The sequence below is a fragment of the Klebsiella sp. JN_Kp126 genome (genome assembly GCF_033843325.1).
GTDB classification, from domain to species: domain Bacteria; phylum Pseudomonadota; class Gammaproteobacteria; order Enterobacterales; family Enterobacteriaceae; genus Klebsiella; species Klebsiella michiganensis.
Genome location: NZ_JAWXQV010000072.1, coordinates 22,490 through 39,837 on the forward strand (window position 1 = coordinate 22,490; position 17,348 = coordinate 39,837).

At 56.4% G+C, this 17,348-nt stretch carries 12 protein-coding genes; 7 read left to right on the forward strand and 5 right to left on the reverse strand.

Translation table 11 applies throughout. The features are described 5' to 3' along the window. Positions 1–198: 198 nt before the first annotated feature. Together clpS and clpA are read left to right on the forward strand one after the other, a co-directional pair. Positions 199–516, forward strand: a complete 318-nt coding sequence (gene clpS, locus SIK97_RS16795; protein ID WP_004100628.1) for an ATP-dependent Clp protease adapter ClpS — start codon at positions 199–201, stop codon at positions 514–516. 30 nt (positions 517–546) lie between these two features. Next, a complete protein-coding gene (clpA, locus tag SIK97_RS16800; protein WP_004849425.1) occupies positions 547–2,829 on the forward strand; it encodes an ATP-dependent Clp protease ATP-binding subunit ClpA in 2,283 nt (760 codons plus the stop codon). Positions 2,830–2,966: 137 nt separating this feature from the next. Here the strand turns inward: clpA and infA are convergent, their stop codons facing one another. From infA to trxB, 5 genes are all read right to left on the reverse strand, one after another. Then, positions 2,967–3,185, reverse strand: coding sequence for a translation initiation factor IF-1 (gene infA, locus SIK97_RS16805; RefSeq protein ID WP_002211347.1), 219 nt, complete (start codon positions 3,183–3,185; stop codon positions 2,967–2,969). Positions 3,186–3,464: 279 nt separating this feature from the next. Next, the gene (aat, locus tag SIK97_RS16810; protein ID WP_025108296.1) at positions 3,465–4,169 is read right to left on the reverse strand and encodes a leucyl/phenylalanyl-tRNA--protein transferase; all 705 of its coding nucleotides are present in this window, start codon (positions 4,167–4,169) and stop codon (positions 3,465–3,467) included. 38 nt (positions 4,170–4,207) lie between these two features. Further along, on the reverse strand, positions 4,208–5,929 hold the full coding sequence (cydC, locus tag SIK97_RS16815; protein WP_032720837.1) for a heme ABC transporter ATP-binding protein/permease CydC: 1,722 nt from the start codon (positions 5,927–5,929) through the stop codon (positions 4,208–4,210). Then, a complete protein-coding gene (gene cydD / locus SIK97_RS16820) occupies positions 5,930–7,696 on the reverse strand; it encodes a heme ABC transporter permease/ATP-binding protein CydD (RefSeq protein WP_057173018.1) in 1,767 nt (588 codons plus the stop codon). Positions 7,697–7,810: 114 nt separating this feature from the next. Then, on the reverse strand, positions 7,811–8,779 hold the full coding sequence (trxB, locus tag SIK97_RS16825) for a thioredoxin-disulfide reductase (RefSeq protein ID WP_004849433.1): 969 nt from the start codon (positions 8,777–8,779) through the stop codon (positions 7,811–7,813). 531 nt (positions 8,780–9,310) lie between these two features. Between trxB and lrp the strand changes: the two genes are divergently transcribed. The 5 genes from lrp to serS all read left to right on the forward strand — a co-directional run bounded on the left by lrp (position 9,311) and on the right by serS (position 17,312). Beyond that, entirely contained in the window at positions 9,311–9,805 is a 495-nt protein-coding gene (lrp, locus tag SIK97_RS16830; RefSeq protein ID WP_002439523.1) for a leucine-responsive transcriptional regulator Lrp, read from the forward strand. 135 nt (positions 9,806–9,940) lie between these two features. Continuing rightward, entirely contained in the window at positions 9,941–13,843 is a 3,903-nt protein-coding gene (gene ftsK / locus SIK97_RS16835; protein WP_319610947.1) for a DNA translocase FtsK, read from the forward strand. A 121-nt stretch (positions 13,844–13,964) separates the two neighbouring features. Continuing rightward, positions 13,965–14,576 carry an outer membrane lipoprotein chaperone LolA gene (lolA, locus tag SIK97_RS16840; protein ID WP_004130911.1) on the forward strand — a complete coding sequence of 204 codons (612 nt, stop codon included), beginning with the start codon at positions 13,965–13,967 and terminating at the stop codon, positions 14,574–14,576. An 8-nt stretch (positions 14,577–14,584) separates the two neighbouring features. Next, positions 14,585–15,928: a replication-associated recombination protein RarA gene (gene rarA / locus SIK97_RS16845; protein ID WP_057173016.1), complete on the forward strand. Its 1,344-nt coding sequence runs from the start codon at positions 14,585–14,587 to the stop codon at positions 15,926–15,928. Positions 15,929–16,019: 91 nt separating this feature from the next. Then, the gene (gene serS, locus SIK97_RS16850) at positions 16,020–17,312 is read left to right on the forward strand and encodes a serine--tRNA ligase (RefSeq protein ID WP_009653254.1); all 1,293 of its coding nucleotides are present in this window, start codon (positions 16,020–16,022) and stop codon (positions 17,310–17,312) included. Positions 17,313–17,348 lie beyond the last annotated feature (36 nt).

Here is a 17,348-nt window from a genome sequence, read left to right on the forward strand (position 1 = left end):
TTGACGCCAGGGGACGGTGAAAAATGCGTCAAAATTTGAAGCAGTTAACGCTATTGCCGGGGAATGTGACAGACGTCGCGGATGGAAGTAATAGATGATAATTATCTATGATCTATTGTAGATTTGTGATGTGCATAGCCTCTGGTCATCGACAGGCCACCGCCTGTTGGCAACAGCAACCGATGATGAACACTGACGATGAGTAAGAGAGACTGGTTGGACTTCGATCAGCTAATTGAGGACGAAGTTAAAGATGCGCTTAAACCGCCATCTATGTATAAAGTGATATTAGTCAATGATGACTACACTCCAATGGAGTTTGTTATTGACGTGTTACAAAAATTCTTTTCTTATGATGTTGAACGTGCAACGCAACTGATGCTGACGGTTCACTATCAAGGTAAAGCGATTTGCGGGGTGTTTACCGCAGAAGTCGCAGAAACCAAAGTATCGATGGTGAACCAGTATGCGAGGGAGAACGAACATCCGTTGTTGTGTACGCTAGAAAAAGCCTGAATGCAGGCAATAAACTTGGGGGAGGTGCCTATGCTCAATCAAGAACTGGAACTCAGTTTAAACATGGCTTTCGCCAGAGCGCGCGAGCACCGTCATGAGTTCATGACCGTCGAGCACTTGTTGCTGGCGCTGCTTAGCAACCCTTCGGCCCGCGAAGCGCTTGAAGCGTGTTCAGTGGACCTGGTCGCGCTGCGTCAGGAGCTTGAAGCCTTCATCGAACAGACCACACCCGTACTGCCTGCAACGGAAGAAGAGCGCGACACTCAGCCGACGCTGAGCTTCCAGCGCGTGCTGCAACGTGCTGTTTTCCACGTCCAGTCTTCCGGCCGCAGCGAAGTGACCGGCGCCAACGTTCTGGTCGCGATTTTTAGCGAACAGGAATCTCAGGCGGCATACCTGCTGCGTAAACATGAAGTCAGCCGACTTGATGTGGTGAATTTCATCTCTCACGGTACGCGTAAAGACGAGCCGAGCCAGTCTTCCGATAACAGCGGAAGTCAGCCTGGCAGCAGCGAAGAGCAAGCAGGCGGGGAGGATCGTATGGAAAACTTCACCACCAACCTCAACCAGCTTGCCCGCGTAGGCGGTATCGATCCGCTGATCGGCCGCGAGAAAGAGCTGGAACGTGCTATTCAGGTTCTGTGCCGCCGCCGCAAGAACAACCCGCTGCTGGTGGGGGAATCCGGCGTTGGTAAAACCGCTATTGCTGAAGGTCTTGCCTGGCGTATCGTGCAGGGCGACGTGCCGGAAGTGATGGCCGATTGCACTATCTATTCACTGGATATTGGCTCGCTGCTGGCAGGTACCAAATACCGCGGCGACTTTGAAAAACGCTTTAAAGCGCTGCTTAAGCAGCTGGAGCAGGACACCAACAGTATTCTGTTCATCGATGAGATCCACACCATTATCGGTGCGGGGGCGGCTTCCGGCGGGCAGGTCGATGCCGCTAACCTGATTAAACCGCTGCTTTCCAGCGGTAAGATTCGGGTCATTGGCTCGACGACCTATCAGGAGTTCAGCAACATCTTTGAAAAAGATCGTGCCCTGGCGCGGCGTTTCCAGAAAATTGATATCACCGAACCTTCCGTGGAAGAGACGGTGCAGATTATTAACGGCCTGAAGCCGAAGTATGAAGCGCACCACGACGTCCGTTACACCGCGAAAGCGGTACGTGCGGCGGTAGAGCTGGCGGTGAAGTACATTAACGATCGTCATCTGCCGGATAAGGCGATTGACGTGATTGATGAAGCCGGGGCGCGTGCGCGCTTGATGCCGGTGAGCAAACGTAAGAAAACGGTTAACGTGGCGGATATTGAGTCCGTGGTGGCGCGGATTGCGCGTATACCTGAGAAGAGCGTTTCCCGCAGCGATCGCGATACGCTGAAAAACCTCGGCGATCGCCTGAAAATGCTGGTCTTCGGTCAGGATAAGGCGATTGAGGCCTTAACCGAAGCGATCAAGATGGCGCGCGCCGGGCTTGGCCATGAGCACAAACCCGTCGGCTCTTTCCTGTTCGCCGGGCCTACCGGGGTCGGTAAAACCGAGGTTACCGTACAGCTGGCGAAGTCGCTGGGCATTGAGCTGCTGCGTTTTGATATGTCCGAATATATGGAACGTCATACCGTCAGCCGCTTAATCGGTGCGCCTCCGGGCTACGTCGGTTTCGATCAGGGCGGGCTGCTGACCGATGCGGTTATTAAGCATCCGCACGCGGTGCTGCTGCTGGATGAAATTGAAAAAGCGCATCCGGACGTCTTTAACCTGCTGCTGCAGGTGATGGATAACGGGACGCTGACCGACAACAACGGCCGCAAAGCGGATTTCCGCAACGTGGTGCTGGTGATGACCACCAACGCCGGGGTTCGCGAAACCGAGCGTAAATCCATTGGCCTCATCCATCAGGACAACAGTCCGGATGCGATGGATGAGATCAAAAAGATCTTTACGCCGGAGTTCCGTAACCGTCTCGACAACATTATCTGGTTCGATCATCTGTCTACGACGGTTATCCATCAGGTGGTGGATAAATTTATCGTCGAGCTGCAGGTTCAGCTGGATCAGAAAGGCGTCTCTTTGGAAGTCAGCCAGGAAGCCCGCGATTGGCTGGCCGAGAAAGGCTACGACCGGGCCATGGGCGCGCGTCCGATGGCGCGGGTGATTCAGGACAACCTGAAAAAACCGCTGGCCAACGAGCTGCTGTTTGGCTCACTGGTTGACGGCGGACAGGTGACCGTTGAACTGGATAAAGAGAAAAATGCGCTGACCTACGACTTCCAGAGTGCGCAGAAGCACAAACCGGAAGCGGCGCATTAAGTTTCGGTACTCAGTGACAAAACCGGCCTCAGGGCCGGTTTTTTTATCTGCGCGCTTTAAGTTGTAAATGACGCAGAAATGAAAAGACCGGGAATTATCCCGGCCTTCAGCATCTGGCGCGCTAAGCGCGAAAACGATCAGCGACTACGGAAGACAATGCGGCCTTTGCTCAGGTCGTACGGGGTCAGCTCAACAGTCACTTTGTCGCCCGTCAGAATGCGGATGTAGTTTTTACGCATTTTACCGGAAATATGCGCAGTTACCACGTGACCGTTTTCCAGTTCTACGCGGAACATAGTGTTAGGCAGCGTATCAAGTACGGTGCCCTGCATTTCAATATTGTCTTCTTTGGCCATCTAGTCCTCTGGGGTATCACTACCGTAGTTTTGAACCGGCAAGATAATGCCGAAGTTCAGCAAGTATGTAAAGTTTTACGTCAAATCGCCGAAGTAGTTTTGGCGCATTACCCGTAATTCACGCGGATAAACCGGGTGACAGGCGCAAACGTAAAGGGGGAGTGACAGAACAATGGGTGTTATCTGACTCTTATTATTCCCAAACGGCGGCGGGGCAACGGGCAGAAGCTACTCTACCGCGCAATTATAACATCCCAACAAAAAATGTGCTGAAAACATTTATGCTTCTCCTGCAAATAGCATCCTTGGTACCCAGAATCGCTCCGGCAGACGATACGTCCGCAGCACGGAAAGATAGTCGAGGTAATCGCGGCGGGGAATTTCCACTGCGCCCAGCGACGCCGTATGCTTATTCAGCACCTGACAATCGATTAATTTTCCGCCATCCTGCGAAAATATCTGGCTAAAGACCAGCAGCGCGGTTTTAGAGGCGTTTTCGGCACGGCTGAACATCGACTCTCCGCAAAACAGCGCGCCCTGCGCGACGCCGTACATCCCGCCGACTAATTCCTTTCCCTGCCATACTTCAACAGAATGAGCATGTCCCAGCTCATGCAGCTGGTGGTACGCCTGAACGATCCCCGGCGTTATCCATGTTCCCTCATCGCGGTGGTCGGCGCAGCCCTCGATAACCTGACCAAAGGCGTGATTCAGCGTGACGCGATAAGGCGAGCGCTGATGGAAACGCTTCATGCTGCGGCTGAGATGAAATTTCTCTGGCCACAGTACCGCTCGCGGATCGGGGGACCACCACAAAATAGGGTCGCCGGGCGAAAACCACGGAAAAATACCGCGCTGATAGGCCATCAGTAAACGCGCCGGGCTAAGATCGCCGCCCAGCGCTAACAGGCCATTAGGTTCGCGTAAAGCGCCTTCCGGGGAGGGGAAGGCGATGGAATGATGAGAGAGCTGAACCAGCCGCATTTTTACCTCAACGCATCAGGCAATGATTCAATAGTAGCCTACAGGCGCTGCTTAAACTGGTAGTAACGCCCCTGTTCAGCCAGCAGTTCTGCGTGACTACCTTGCTCAATAATCTTCCCGTTGTCCATGACTATTATCTGATTAAAACGCGCCAGTCCGCGCAGACGATGGGTTACCATTAACACAGTTTTTTCACGCATCACTTCCGCCAGTAAATCAAGGATTTGACTTTCGGTCGTCGCATCGAGGCCTTCAGTAGGTTCATCAAGCAGCATGACCGGCGCATCGTGAAGCAGGGCGCGGGCGATAGCCAGCCTGCGCAGCTCGCCGCCGGAAAGCTGACGGCCGCCTTCACCCAGCCAGCTATTCAGACCGCTATCTTCCAGTAATTTCGCTAAGCCGACGCGTTCAAGCGTTTGGGCAAGTCGGGCATCGCTGGCTCCGGGAGAAGCCAGCAGCAGGTTGTCGCGCAGCGTAGCGCTGAACAGATGTACGCGCTGCGGCACGACGCTCATCGCCCGGCGCAGCGTCGCCTCATTAAACTGCCCCAGCGGCTGATTGTTGAGTAAGATTTCCCCTTCAGCCGGATCCCAGGCGCGGGTCAGCAGCTGCAGCAGGGTCGATTTACCGCAGCCTGTTCGTCCGAGGATGGCGATATGCTCTCCGGCCTCGATCTGCAATGACACTTTCTCCAGCGCGGGGGAGGGCTGCTGCGGATAGCTGAAGGTGACCTGATGTAAGCGTAACGAGACGCGATCCAGCGTCTGGCCTTCGCCCTGAGGGAAGGCCACTTCCGGCTCTTGCTCGGTAATTTGCGTGATGCGCTTTGCGGAGGCGATCACCTGCCCTAAATGCTGAAATGCGCCGGTTACCGGCGCCAGCGCTTCAAACGCCGCCAGCGCGCAGAAGACAAACAGCGCAATCAGCGCCCCTGGCTGAGTATCGCCGCCAACGCCCGCGGAGGCGAGCCACAGCATAGCGATAACCGCAATTCCGCCAATCAGCAGCATCAGCGCCTGAGAGAGCGCGGTGAGCTCAGCCTGGCGACGCTGCGCATCCAGCCAGCGCGCTTCCGTTTTTTCCATTTGCTGCCGGTAGCGGTCGCTGGCGTTGAACAGCATGAGTTCCGCCTGTCCCTGGAGCCATGAGGTCAGATGCTGGCGATATTGCCCGCGAAGCCGGGTTATGCTTTCACCTGCGGGTTTACCTGCGCGATAGAACAGCGGCGGCATCACCAGCAGGGTGAGCAGCATAATCCCACCGAGGGTCAGGGCCAGAGTGACGTCCAGCACGCTCAACCCTACGGTGACGACCAGGATCACTACCAGCGCGCCTACCAGCGGTGATATGACGCGCAAATAGAGATGATCCAGGGTATCGACATCTGCAACCACCCGGTTAAGCAGCTCGCCCTGACGAAAACGCGCCAGTCCGGCGGGGGAGAGCGGCAGCAGCTTACTGAAGGTAAAGACCCGCAGGTGCTGCAGAACGCGGAAGGTGGCGTCATGGCTGACCAGACGCTCAAAGTAGCGGCCAGCGGTGCGAATAATCGCCGCGCCGCGCACGCCCGCGGCTGGCAGCATATAGTTAAAGCTGTAGATGCCCGCCACGCCAACGACGGCTGATGCCGACAGGAACCAGCCGGACAGCGTTAATAAGCCAATGCTGGCCAGCAGCGTCACGATCGCCAGCACGATACCGAGCAGCAACAGCCATTTGTGTCGTTTGTACAGCGCCAGGTAAGGCCATAATGCGCGCATTTAAATCTCCTCCTGACGATGAGCGAGCAGGGTCGCGAAGGGGCCGCCAGCGGCCGCCAGCTGCGAATAGCTGCCTTGCTCAACAATTCGACCATCCTGCATAACCCAGATCGCATCCCAGTTCGCCAGTCCTTCCAACTGATGGGTAACCATTAGCGTGGTTTGCTGCGTTGATGCATTGGTCAGCGCCTGCATCACGCGCTGTTCGCTATGCGCGTCAAGGCTGGCGGCAGGCTCATCAAGCAGCAGCAGACGACAGGGCACCAGCAGCGCTCGTGCGACGGCGACGCGCTGAGCCTGCCCGACCGACAGCCGGCCGGCCTGATCGCCAACAGGCGTATTAATACCCTGCGGCAGAAGAGAGACGAACTCGCTAACCCAGGCTTTATCCAGCGCAAGCTGCAGCTGCGCTTCGGTGGCTTCAGGGCAGGGGAGCAGGACGTTTTCGCGCAGCGTCGCCGCGGGCAGCTGCGGATTTTGCCCGACCCAGCTCAGGAGACGACGCCAGCGGTCGGCATCCAGACTCTTTAACTCGACGCCATTGACCTTGAGCGAGCCGTCATAGGGAAGAAAACCCGTTAACGTATTCAGTAGCGAGCTTTTGCCCGAGCCGCTTTGCCCAACCAGCACCACGCGTTCACCGGCGCGCAGGGAAAAATTCAGCGGCCCGGCCAGCACTTTCCCTTCGGGAGACTTAATCAGCAGGTCGCGAGCTTCAAGGCTTACCGTTTCATCATCTTTTAATGCCTTTTCCCCACGCTCTGCCTGCGCCAGCGGCGCTTCCATAAAGGTCTTCAGGCTATCGGCGGCGCCAATCGCCTGCGCTTTCGCATGATAAAAGGTGCCTAAATCGCGCAGTGGCTGGAAAAACTCAGGAGCCAGAATCAGGGCGAGGAAACCGGACATCAACGTCACCCCGGCGCCGTAATGGCCAAAGTTGAGCTCTCCCAGATAGGAAAAACCAAAGTAAACGGCGACCAGCGCAATCGACAGCGAGGTGAAAAACTCCAGGACACCGGAGGAGAGAAACGCCAGGCGCAGCACTTCCATTGTCCGCTGGCGGAAATCCTGCGAGGCCTCGCGTATGTTGTCCGTCTCCGCTTCGCCGCGATGAAAAATACGCAGCGTTTCCATACCGCGCAGGCGATCGAGAAAATGGCCGCTTAAACGCGCCAGAGCGAGAAAGTTGCGGCGGTTGGCATCAGCCGCGCCCATTCCCACCAGCGCCATAAACAGCGGAATAAGCGGTGCGGTACCCAGCAGAATCAGCGCCGCGGCCCAGTTGATGGGGAAAATCGTAATAACAATCAGCAACGGTACAGAGGCGGCCAGCGTCATCTGCGGCAAATAGCGAGCATAGTAGTCATGCATGTCGTCGATCTGCTCAAGGATCAGCGTGGCCCAGCTACCCGCAGGTTTGCCCTGTATCCACGCCGGTCCCGCCTGCTGTAAACGATCCAGAACCTGACGGCGGATCTCAAGGCGGATATGTTGACCGGTCTGAAAACCCACTCTTTCACGCAGCCAGACCACCCAGGCGCGCAGCACAAAGACCAGCACCAGTAGCGTAAAGGGCAGCAGCAGCGCCGTCGCGGGGATATTTTCCATAATCATGCGATGGAGGATCCTCGCCAGGAACCAGGCCTGGGCGACGATCAACAGGCCGCTAACGACGCCCAATACGCGGGAAATCATCAACCAGCGACGGGAGATAATGCTTTGATCTTTTAACCAACGGGTTAACTCTTGTTGACGGGTTTTATTCATTGCGCGCTTAGCAGGTGTAGTTATGAGTTTTTTGGGCACGGCAATGTTACAACGAGGCAAAAATAAAGGCGACTTTTCGTCGCCTTCTTTACCTTTGTTACTGACTTGTAAAGATTATTTGCAAGCGTCGGCTAAACCATCCAGATAGCGCTCCGCGTCCAGCGCCGCCATGCAGCCGGTACCCGCAGAAGTAATCGCCTGACGGTAGATATGATCCATCACGTCGCCGGCGGCGAAGACGCCCGGGATGCTGGTCTGGGTAGCGTTGCCGTGGATGCCGGACTGGACTTTAATGTAGCCGTTTTCCAGCTCCAGCTGACCGGCGAAAATTGCCGTGTTCGGGCTGTGGCCGATAGCCACGAACAGCCCCGCAACTTCGAGGGATTCAACGTTATCCGCATTCTGGGTATCGCGCAGACGCAAGCCGCTTACGCCCATCTGGTCGCCGGTCACTTCTTCCAGCGTACGGTGGGTGTGCAGCACGATATTGCCACTCTCCACTTTGTCCATCAGGCGTTTGATAAGGATTTTTTCCGCGCGGAAGCCGTCACGACGGTGGATCAAATGCACTTCGGAAGCGATGTTAGACAGGTACAGCGCCTCTTCGACGGCCGTATTGCCGCCGCCGATGACGGCAACCTTCTGGTTACGATAGAAGAAACCGTCGCAGGTCGCACAGGCAGACACGCCGCGGCCCTTAAACGCTTCTTCCGAGGGAAGACCCAGATAGCGTGCTGAAGCGCCGGTGGCAATAATCAGGGCATCGCAGGTGTATTCGCCGCTGTCGCCGACCAGGCGGAACGGACGGTTTTGCAGGTCGACGCTGTTGATATGATCGAAAATAATTTCGGTTTCAAATTTGGTGGCATGTTCATGCATGCGCTCCATCAGCAGCGGTCCGGTCAGATCGTTAGGATCGCCTGGCCAGTTTTCCACTTCCGTGGTGGTGGTCAGCTGACCGCCTTTTTCCATTCCGGTAATCAGTACCGGCTGCAGATTTGCGCGCGCTGCGTAGACCGCAGCGGTGTATCCCGCAGGTCCAGAACCAAGAATAAGCAGTTTACTGTGTTTGGCCGTGCCCATGAGATCCTCATAATTTATTGGCATACATGAGCTGGATTGTAGGGAATTTGTGGACGTAAAAAAAGAGCGCGGCGGTTTTGTTAACGATATGTGCAATAGAAGCTGCCGATTAATCGGCGATTTAACGAACGAAGAATATAACTAATTCTACTGTTAGCGAGACAATTATAAGAGGAAAACATGAGAATCAACCGGGGAGGATTATGAATATCTGGCATCTTGTACTAAAAATCGATGTTTTGCTTTGACAATCCCCTGTGCTTTTGCGAAAACATTCATGGAAGAAGAAAAGCAGTGTTTCGCGTGTGGCGAATTTTCATGCACGCAAATGCCATTTTTATCCGGGTTAGCGAAATCTACGCATGGTGTGGACAGACGCCATGCGTGATGTCGGTGACTGCCGTCAGGCAACGGGCTTCTCACGTACCCCTGGGTTACCCAACGTCGTACGGGTGATAACAGGATGGACTCTGGCAGTGAAGGCTCAGAGTCGGAACAGGAGTAGGGAAGGAATACAGAGAGACAATAATAATGGTAGATAGCAAGAAGCGCCCTGGCAAAGATCTCGACCGCATTGATCGTAATATTTTGAATGAATTGCAAAAAGACGGGCGTATTTCCAACGTCGAGCTTTCTAAACGGGTGGGACTTTCTCCGACGCCTTGCCTTGAGCGCGTGCGTCGACTGGAAAGACAGGGTTTTATTCAGGGCTATACAGCGCTGCTCAACCCGCACTATCTGGATGCATCACTTCTGGTATTTGTTGAGATTACTCTGAATCGTGGCGCGCCGGATGTGTTTGAGCAATTTAACTCCGCTGTGCAAAAACTTGAAGAAATTCAAGAGTGTCATCTGGTTTCCGGGGATTTTGACTACCTGTTGAAAACCCGCGTACCGGATATGTCAGCGTATCGTAAATTACTGGGCGAGACCTTGCTGCGCCTGCCGGGCGTAAATGACACCCGTACCTATGTGGTAATGGAAGAAGTCAAGCAGAGTAATCGTCTGGTAATCAAGACGCGCTAACACGGAACAGGTGCAAAATCGATGTAGTTTGATTACACTCCTGTTAATCCATACAGCAACAGTGCCGGGGAGACCCGGCACTGTTGTCCGTTTTAGCCGAAGGCAGGAAACAGCCTGATACCTGGAGAGCCTTTCTTGAGCCAGGAATACACTGAAGACAAAGAAGTCAAATTCACAAAGCTGAGTAGCGGACGCCGGCTCCTTGAGGCGTTACTCATTCTTTGCTCCCTTTTTGCCATCTGGTTGATGGCGGCCTTACTCAGCTTTAATCCCTCGGATCCTAGCTGGTCGCAAACGGCGTGGCATGAGCCTATTCACAACATAGGCGGGACGCCGGGAGCCTGGCTTGCCGATACGCTATTTTTTATTTTTGGCGTAATGGCCTATACCATTCCGGTCATCATTATCGGCGGCTGCTGGTTTGCCTGGCGTCATCAAGAAAACGACGAGTACATCGACTATTTCGCCGTCTCGCTGCGTTTAATTGGCGCGCTGGCGCTGATCCTCACTTCCTGCGGTCTGGCGGCAATCAACGCTGATGATATCTGGTATTTCGCCTCCGGCGGCGTGATCGGCAGTCTGTTGAGCACCACCCTGCAACCGCTGCTGCACAGCAGCGGCGGCACAATCGCGCTGCTCTGCATCTGGGCGGCAGGACTGACGCTATTTACCGGCTGGTCCTGGGTTAGCATTGCTGAAAAACTCGGCGGTGCGATTCTTTCTATTCTCACGTTTGCCAGCAACCGTACCCGTCGTGACGATACCTGGGTTGATGAAGGGGAATATGAAGATGATGAAGAAGAATATGAAGATGATGAACCCGCGAAGCAGCAGGGTTCTCGACGCGCGCGAATTTTACGCAGCGCCTTAGCTCGCCGCCAGCGTCTGGCTGAGAAGTTCTCTAATCCGATGGGACGTAAGACCGATGCGGCGCTGTTCTCGGGTAAACGGATGGATGACGCCGAAGACGAGGTCCAGTACAGCGCCGGCGGTGCGCCTGTTGCCGCTGACGATGTCCTTTTTTCTGGCTCCAGCGCAGCGCGTCCGGCAAATGCTGATGATGTTCTGTTCTCCGGCGTCAGTGCGGCACGTCCCGGCGATTTTGACCCCTACGATCCTCTGTTGAACGGTCATAGCATTGCCGATCCGGTGGCTTTGGCCGCGCAGGATACCGCTGCGCCGCAGGCATGGTCTGAACCGCTGCCAGGGTATGAGGCTCAGCCGGTCTATCATCCGGAACAGGCACCGGTACAACAGCCAGCATATCAGCCAGAACCGGCTTACCAGCCGCAGCACGGGTATCAGCCGGAACAGGCGCCGGTACAGCAGCCAGCATATCAGCCAGCACCGGCTTACCAGCCGCAGCATGCGTACCAGCCGGAACAGGCCCCGGTACAGCAGCCCGCGTACCAGCCGGAACCGGCTTACCCGCCGCAGCACGCGTACCAGCCGGAACAGGCCCCGGTACAGCAGCCTGAGCCTTACGCCGCCTCCGTTGAGCCTGAGCCTCCGCAAGAGGAGGTGAAGCCTCAGCGTCCGCCGATGTACTACTTCGAAGAAGTGGAAGAGAAACGCGCGCGTGAACGCGAGCAGCTTGCCGCATGGTATCAGCCGATTCCGGAGCCGGTCAGTCCGGTTGCGACAAAACCGATCGCGCCTCCGCCTGCTCCGGCGGCTGATGTTGCCGCGGTGAGCGCGCTGGCGGCTGGCGTCCATCAGGCCTCCGGGGCGGCCTCTGCTAGCGCCGCGGCGGCCTCCGTCGCATCAGCCGCATCCAGCGCCGCGCCGCTATTTAGCCCGGCGTCGGGCGGCCCGCGTGCGCAGGTAAAAGAGGGCATAGGCCCGAAATTGCCGCGTCCAAACCGCGTTCGCGTGCCCACGCGCCGTGAGCTGGCTTCCTATGGCATTAAGCTGCCTTCGCAGCGGTTGGCTGAAGAACGTGCGCGTCAGGCAGAGCATCAGCACTATGATGACGATGCGCTGACGGACGAGGAAGTTGCAGAGCTTGAGCAGGGTGAGCTGGCGCGTCAGTTCGCGGCTGCGCAAAATCAGCGCTATGGCGATAGCTACGCTGCGGAAGAGGATGATGTAGACGAGGATTCTGCCGCTGAAGCCGAACTTGCCCGTCAGTTTGCCGCTTCCCAGCAGCAGCGTTACGCCAGCGAGCAGCCGCCGGGATCGCATCCGTTCTCTGCGGCGGATTATGAATTCTCGCCAATGAAAACGTTAGTTGATGATACGCCGAGCGAGCCTGTCTTCACGCCGTTGCCGGAAGTACAGCAGCCTGCCCCGCAGTATCAGCAGCCGGCCCAGCATTCGCAGCCCGTACAGCAGCCGATGCCGCACCAGCAGATGCCTCAGCCGCCGCAACATGCGCAGCAGCAGTCTTATCAACCCGCGCCGCAGCAGCCGGTTCATCATCAGCCAATGCCGCAGCAGGCTCCTGGCAGCTATCCGCAGCAGCAGGCTCCGCAGCAGCCGATCCCGCAGCCGCAGGAAAGTCTCATTCACCCGCTGTTGATGCGCAATGGCGACAGTCGCCCGTTACAGAAGCCGACAACGCTGCTGCCCTCGCTTGACCTGCTCACGCCGCCACCGGCTGAAGTTGAGCCGATCGATACCTTTGCGCTTGAGCAAATGGCGCGTCTGGTTGAAGCTCGTCTGGCCGATTTCCGCATTAAAGCCGATGTGGTGAACTACTCACCTGGCCCGGTCATTACCCGCTTTGAGCTTAATCTGGCGCCGGGCGTGAAAGCGGCGCGCATTTCCAACCTGTCGCGCGATCTGGCCCGTTCTCTGTCCACTGCGGCGGTTCGCGTGGTAGAAGTGATCCCGGGTAAACCCTACGTTGGCCTGGAGCTGCCTAACAAAAAGCGCCAGACCGTTTACCTGCGCGAAGTGCTGGATAATGCGAAATTCCGCGATAATCCTTCACCGCTCACGGTGGTCCTCGGGAAAGACATCGCGGGCGAACCTGTCACTGCCGATCTGGCGAAGATGCCGCACCTGCTGGTGGCGGGTACCACCGGTTCCGGTAAATCCGTTGGGGTCAACGCCATGATCCTCAGCATGCTCTATAAAGCGCAGCCGGAAGATGTGAAATTCATCATGATTGACCCGAAAATGCTCGAGCTGTCGGTCTATGAGGGAATACCGCATCTGTTAACGGAAGTCGTGACGGACATGAAAGACGCGGCCAATGCTTTGCGCTGGAGCGTCAACGAGATGGAGCGCCGGTATAAACTGATGTCTGCGCTGGGCGTACGTAATCTCGCGGGTTATAACGAGAAGATTGCTGAAGCCGCACGTATGGGACGGCCCATTCCGGATCCTTACTGGAAGCCTGGCGACAGTATGGATGCGACGCATCCGGTACTGAAAAAAGAGCCTTACATCGTGGTGCTGGTGGACGAGTTTGCCGACCTGATGATGACCGTCGGCAAGAAAGTGGAAGAGCTGATTGCGCGCCTGGCGCAGAAAGCGCGCGCCGCTGGGATCCACCTGGTGCTGGCGACCCAGCGACCGTCGGTTGACGTTATCACCGGCCTGATTAAAGCCAACATCCCGACGCGTATCGCCTTTACCGTATCGAGTAAAATTGACTCGCGTACTATCCTTGACCAGGGCGGTGCGGAATCACTGCTGGGAATGGGCGATATGCTCTACTCCGCGCCTAACTCGACGATCCCTGTGCGCGTCCACGGCGCTTTTGTACGCGACGAGGAAGTTCACGCCGTCGTTCAGGACTGGAAGGCGCGCGGGCGTCCGCAGTATGTCGATGGCATTACCTCCGATAGCGAAAGCGAAGGCGGCGGCGGTGGCTATGAGGGCGGTGAAGAGCTCGATCCGCTGTTCGATCAGGCCGTCAACTTTGTCACGGAAAAACGCAAAGCCTCCATATCCGGGGTACAGCGTCAGTTCCGCATTGGCTATAACCGCGCCGCGCGTATCATTGAGCAAATGGAAGCTCAGGGGATCGTGAGCGAGCAGGGGCATAACGGTAACCGTGAAGTGCTGGCTCCGCCGCCTTTTGAGTAACCGAAAAGTTGGGTAAATAAGTGAAAATCAGCCTGTTCTGCTGTTTTACGGCCGTTGGCCGTTCTACATTAGCAGCAGACCAGGCTCCCGCGTCGGGAGTGACGCACATTAAGGAATAACAATGAAAAAACTCGCAATCACCTGTGCATTACTGTCCAGTTTTGTCGTCAGTCAGGTATGGGCGGATGCCGCCAGCGATTTAAAAAGCCGCCTTGATAAAGTGAGCAGCTTCCACTCCAGCTTTACGCAGAAAGTGACGGACGGCAGCGGTAATGCCGTGCAGGACGGGCAGGGGGACCTGTGGGTCAAGCGGCCTAATCTGTTCAACTGGCATATGACCCAGCCGGATGAAAGCGTGCTGGTTTCCGATGGCAAAACGCTGTGGTTTTACAACCCGTTTGTTGAGCAGGCTACCGCTACCTGGCTGAAAGATGCGACCAGCAACACGCCGTTTATGCTGATTGCCCGCAATCAGGCCAGCGACTGGCAGAACTACAACATTAAGCAGAACGGTGACGATTTTGTTCTGACGCCGAAAAACGGCAGCGGTAATCTGAAGCAGTTCACCATCAACGTGGGTCGCGACGGTACGATTCATCAGTTCAGCGCCGTGGAACAGGACGATCAACGCAGCAGCTATCAGCTGAAATCGCAACAAAATGGTGCCGTGGATGCATCTAAGTTCACCTTCACGCCGCCGCAAGGGGTTACGGTGGACGATCAACGTAAATAGAGGCGAACGTGAGCAACCTGTCGCTCGATTTTTCCGATAACGCGTTTCAACCTCTGGCCGCCCGTATGCGGCCAGAAAATTTAGCGCAGTACATTGGCCAGCAGCACCTGCTGGCGCCGGGTAAACCCTTACCGAGGGCGATTGAGGCCGGGCATCTACACTCGATGATCCTCTGGGGGCCGCCCGGGACAGGAAAAACCACCCTGGCCGAAGTGATTGCGCGCTACGCCAGCGCCGACGTTGAACGTATCTCAGCGGTGACCTCCGGGGTGAAAGAGATCCGCGAGGCCATTGAACGCGCGCGCCAAAACTGCAACGCGGGTCGCCGCACGATCCTGTTTGTCGACGAAGTGCACCGTTTCAATAAAAGCCAGCAGGACGCCTTTCTGCCGCATATTGAAGACGGGACCATCACCTTTATCGGCGCGACGACGGAAAATCCCTCCTTTGAACTCAATTCCGCGCTGTTATCCCGCGCGCGCGTTTATCTGCTCAAGTCGCTGACCAGCGACGACATCGAGCAGGTGCTCAACCAGGCGATGAGCGACAAAACGCGCGGCTACGGCGGGCAAAATACCGTCCTGCCGGACGAGACGCGCAAGGCCATCGCTGACCTTGTCAACGGTGATGCGCGCCGGGCGCTGAATACGCTGGAAATGATGGCCGATATGGCCGAAGCCGACGCCTCCGGCAATCGCGTGCTGAAAGTTGAGCTGCTGACTGAAATTGCCGGTGAGCGCAGCGCGCGTTTCGACAACAAAGGCGATCGCTTTTACGATTTAATCTCCGCGCTGCACAAATCGGTTCGCGGCAGCGCCCCGGACGCCGCCCTCTACTGGTACGCGCGGATTATTACCGCCGGCGGCGATCCGCTCTACGTTGCCCGCCGCTGCCTGGCGATTGCCTCGGAAGATGTCGGCAACGCCGATCCGCGCGCGATGCAGGTTGCGATCTCCGCATGGGACTGCTTTACCCGTGTCGGACCGGCGGAAGGCGAACGGGCAATTGCTCAGGCCATTGTCTATCTTGCCTGTGCACCCAAAAGCAACGCGGTTTACACCGCGTTTAAAGCGGCGATGGCCGACGCCCGTGAACGTCCCGATTACGACGTCCCGGTTCATTTGCGCAATGCCCCAACGAAGCTGATGAAAGAGATGGGCTACGGGCAAGAGTATCGCTATGCTCACGATGAACCGAATGCTTATGCCGCCGGGGAGCAGTACTTCCCGCAGGAAATGGCGCAAACGCGCTATTATAAGCCGACAAACCGGGGGCTGGAGGGCAAAATAGGCGAAAAGCTCGCCTGGTTAACCGAACAGGATCAAAATAGCCCGATAAAACGCTACCGATAATTGAGGCGTTGCGGTAAGGTTGTCACACTATTTCCGTGGTCGCGCTCTGCGGCCATTTTTCTTTTATTAATTCGATAAGCACAGGATAAGCATGCTCGATCCCAATCTGCTGCGTACCGAGCCAGACGCAGTCGCAGAAAAACTGGCACGCCGGGGCTTTAAGCTGGATGTAGATAAACTTCGCGCTCTGGAAGAGCGTCGTAAAGTTCTGCAGGTTCAAACTGAAAACCTGCAGGCGGAGCGCAACTCCCGATCGAAATCTATTGGCCAGGCGAAAGCGCGCGGGGAAGATATTGAGCCATTACGCCTGGAAGTGAACAAACTCGGCGAGCAGCTTGATGCCGCTAAGACCGAGCTGGACGCGCTGCTGGCGGAGATCCGCGATATCGCGCTGGCTATCCCTAATATCCCGCACGACGACGTTCCGGCCGGTCGCGACGAAAACGACAACGTTGAAGTCAGCCGCTGGGGAACCCCGCGCGAGTTCGATTTTGACGTTCGCGATCACGTCACGCTGGGCGAAATGCACGGAGGGCTGGATTTTGCCGCCGCCGTGAAGCTGACCGGTTCTCGCTTTGTGGTCATGAAGGGCCAGCTGGCACGCCTGCACCGCGCGCTGGCGCAGTTTATGCTGGATCTGCATACCGAACAGCACGGCTACAGCGAAAACTACGTCCCGTATCTGGTTAACCAGGACACGCTGTACGGTACCGGTCAGCTGCCGAAATTCGCCGGCGACCTGTTCCATACCCGTCCGCTGGAAGAAGAAGCCGACAGCAGCAACTACGCGCTGATCCCGACGGCGGAAGTTCCGCTGACCAACCTGGTTCGCGATGAAATCATTGATGAAGACGATCTGCCGATCAAAATGACCGCGCATACGCCGTGCTTCCGCTCTGAAGCCGGATCTTACGGCCGCGATACCCGCGGTCTGATCCGTATGCACCAGTTCGACAAAGTCGAGATGGTGCAGATTGTACGTCCGGAAGATTCCATGGCGGCGCTGGAAGAGATGACCGGCCACGCCGAGAAAGTGCTGCAGCTGCTGGGTCTGCCGTATCGTAAAGTGGCTCTGTGCACGGGCGATATGGGCTTCAGCGCATGCAAAACCTACGATCTGGAAGTGTGGGTGCCGGCGCAGAATACCTATCGTGAGATCTCTTCCTGCTCCAACGTCTGGGATTTCCAGGCGCGTCGCATGCAGGCACGCTGCCGCAGCAAATCTGACAAGAAAACTCGCCTCGTACACACGCTGAACGGTTCTGGCCTGGCGGTTGGACGTACGCTGGTCGCGGTGATGGAAAACTATCAGCAGGCGGATGGTCGCATCGAGATCCCGGAAGTTCTGCGCCCGTATATGCGCGGCCTTGAATTTATCGGCTGATTTTTCAACGCTCTTCTCAAAAGCGCCTGCGGGCGC

Bases quoted from the DNA above. Each gene is read 5' to 3' on its own strand.
- trxB (WP_004849433.1), bottom strand. From the start codon at position 8,779: ATGGGCACGGCCAAACACAGTAAACTGCTTATTCTTGGTTCTGGACCT.
- serS (WP_009653254.1), top strand. From the start codon at position 16,020: ATGCTCGATCCCAATCTGCTGCGTACCGAGCCAGACGCAGTCGCAGAA.
- lrp (WP_002439523.1), top strand. From the start codon at position 9,311: ATGGTAGATAGCAAGAAGCGCCCTGGCAAAGATCTCGACCGCATTGAT.
- aat (WP_025108296.1), bottom strand. From the start codon at position 4,169: ATGCGGCTGGTTCAGCTCTCTCATCATTCCATCGCCTTCCCCTCCCCG.
- clpS (WP_004100628.1), top strand. From the start codon at position 199: ATGAGTAAGAGAGACTGGTTGGACTTCGATCAGCTAATTGAGGACGAA.
- cydD (WP_057173018.1), bottom strand. From the start codon at position 7,696: ATGAATAAAACCCGTCAACAAGAGTTAACCCGTTGGTTAAAAGATCAA.
- clpA (WP_004849425.1), top strand. From the start codon at position 547: ATGCTCAATCAAGAACTGGAACTCAGTTTAAACATGGCTTTCGCCAGA.
- infA (WP_002211347.1), bottom strand. From the start codon at position 3,185: ATGGCCAAAGAAGACAATATTGAAATGCAGGGCACCGTACTTGATACG.
- cydC (WP_032720837.1), bottom strand. From the start codon at position 5,929: ATGCGCGCATTATGGCCTTACCTGGCGCTGTACAAACGACACAAATGG.
- lolA (WP_004130911.1), top strand. From the start codon at position 13,965: ATGAAAAAACTCGCAATCACCTGTGCATTACTGTCCAGTTTTGTCGTC.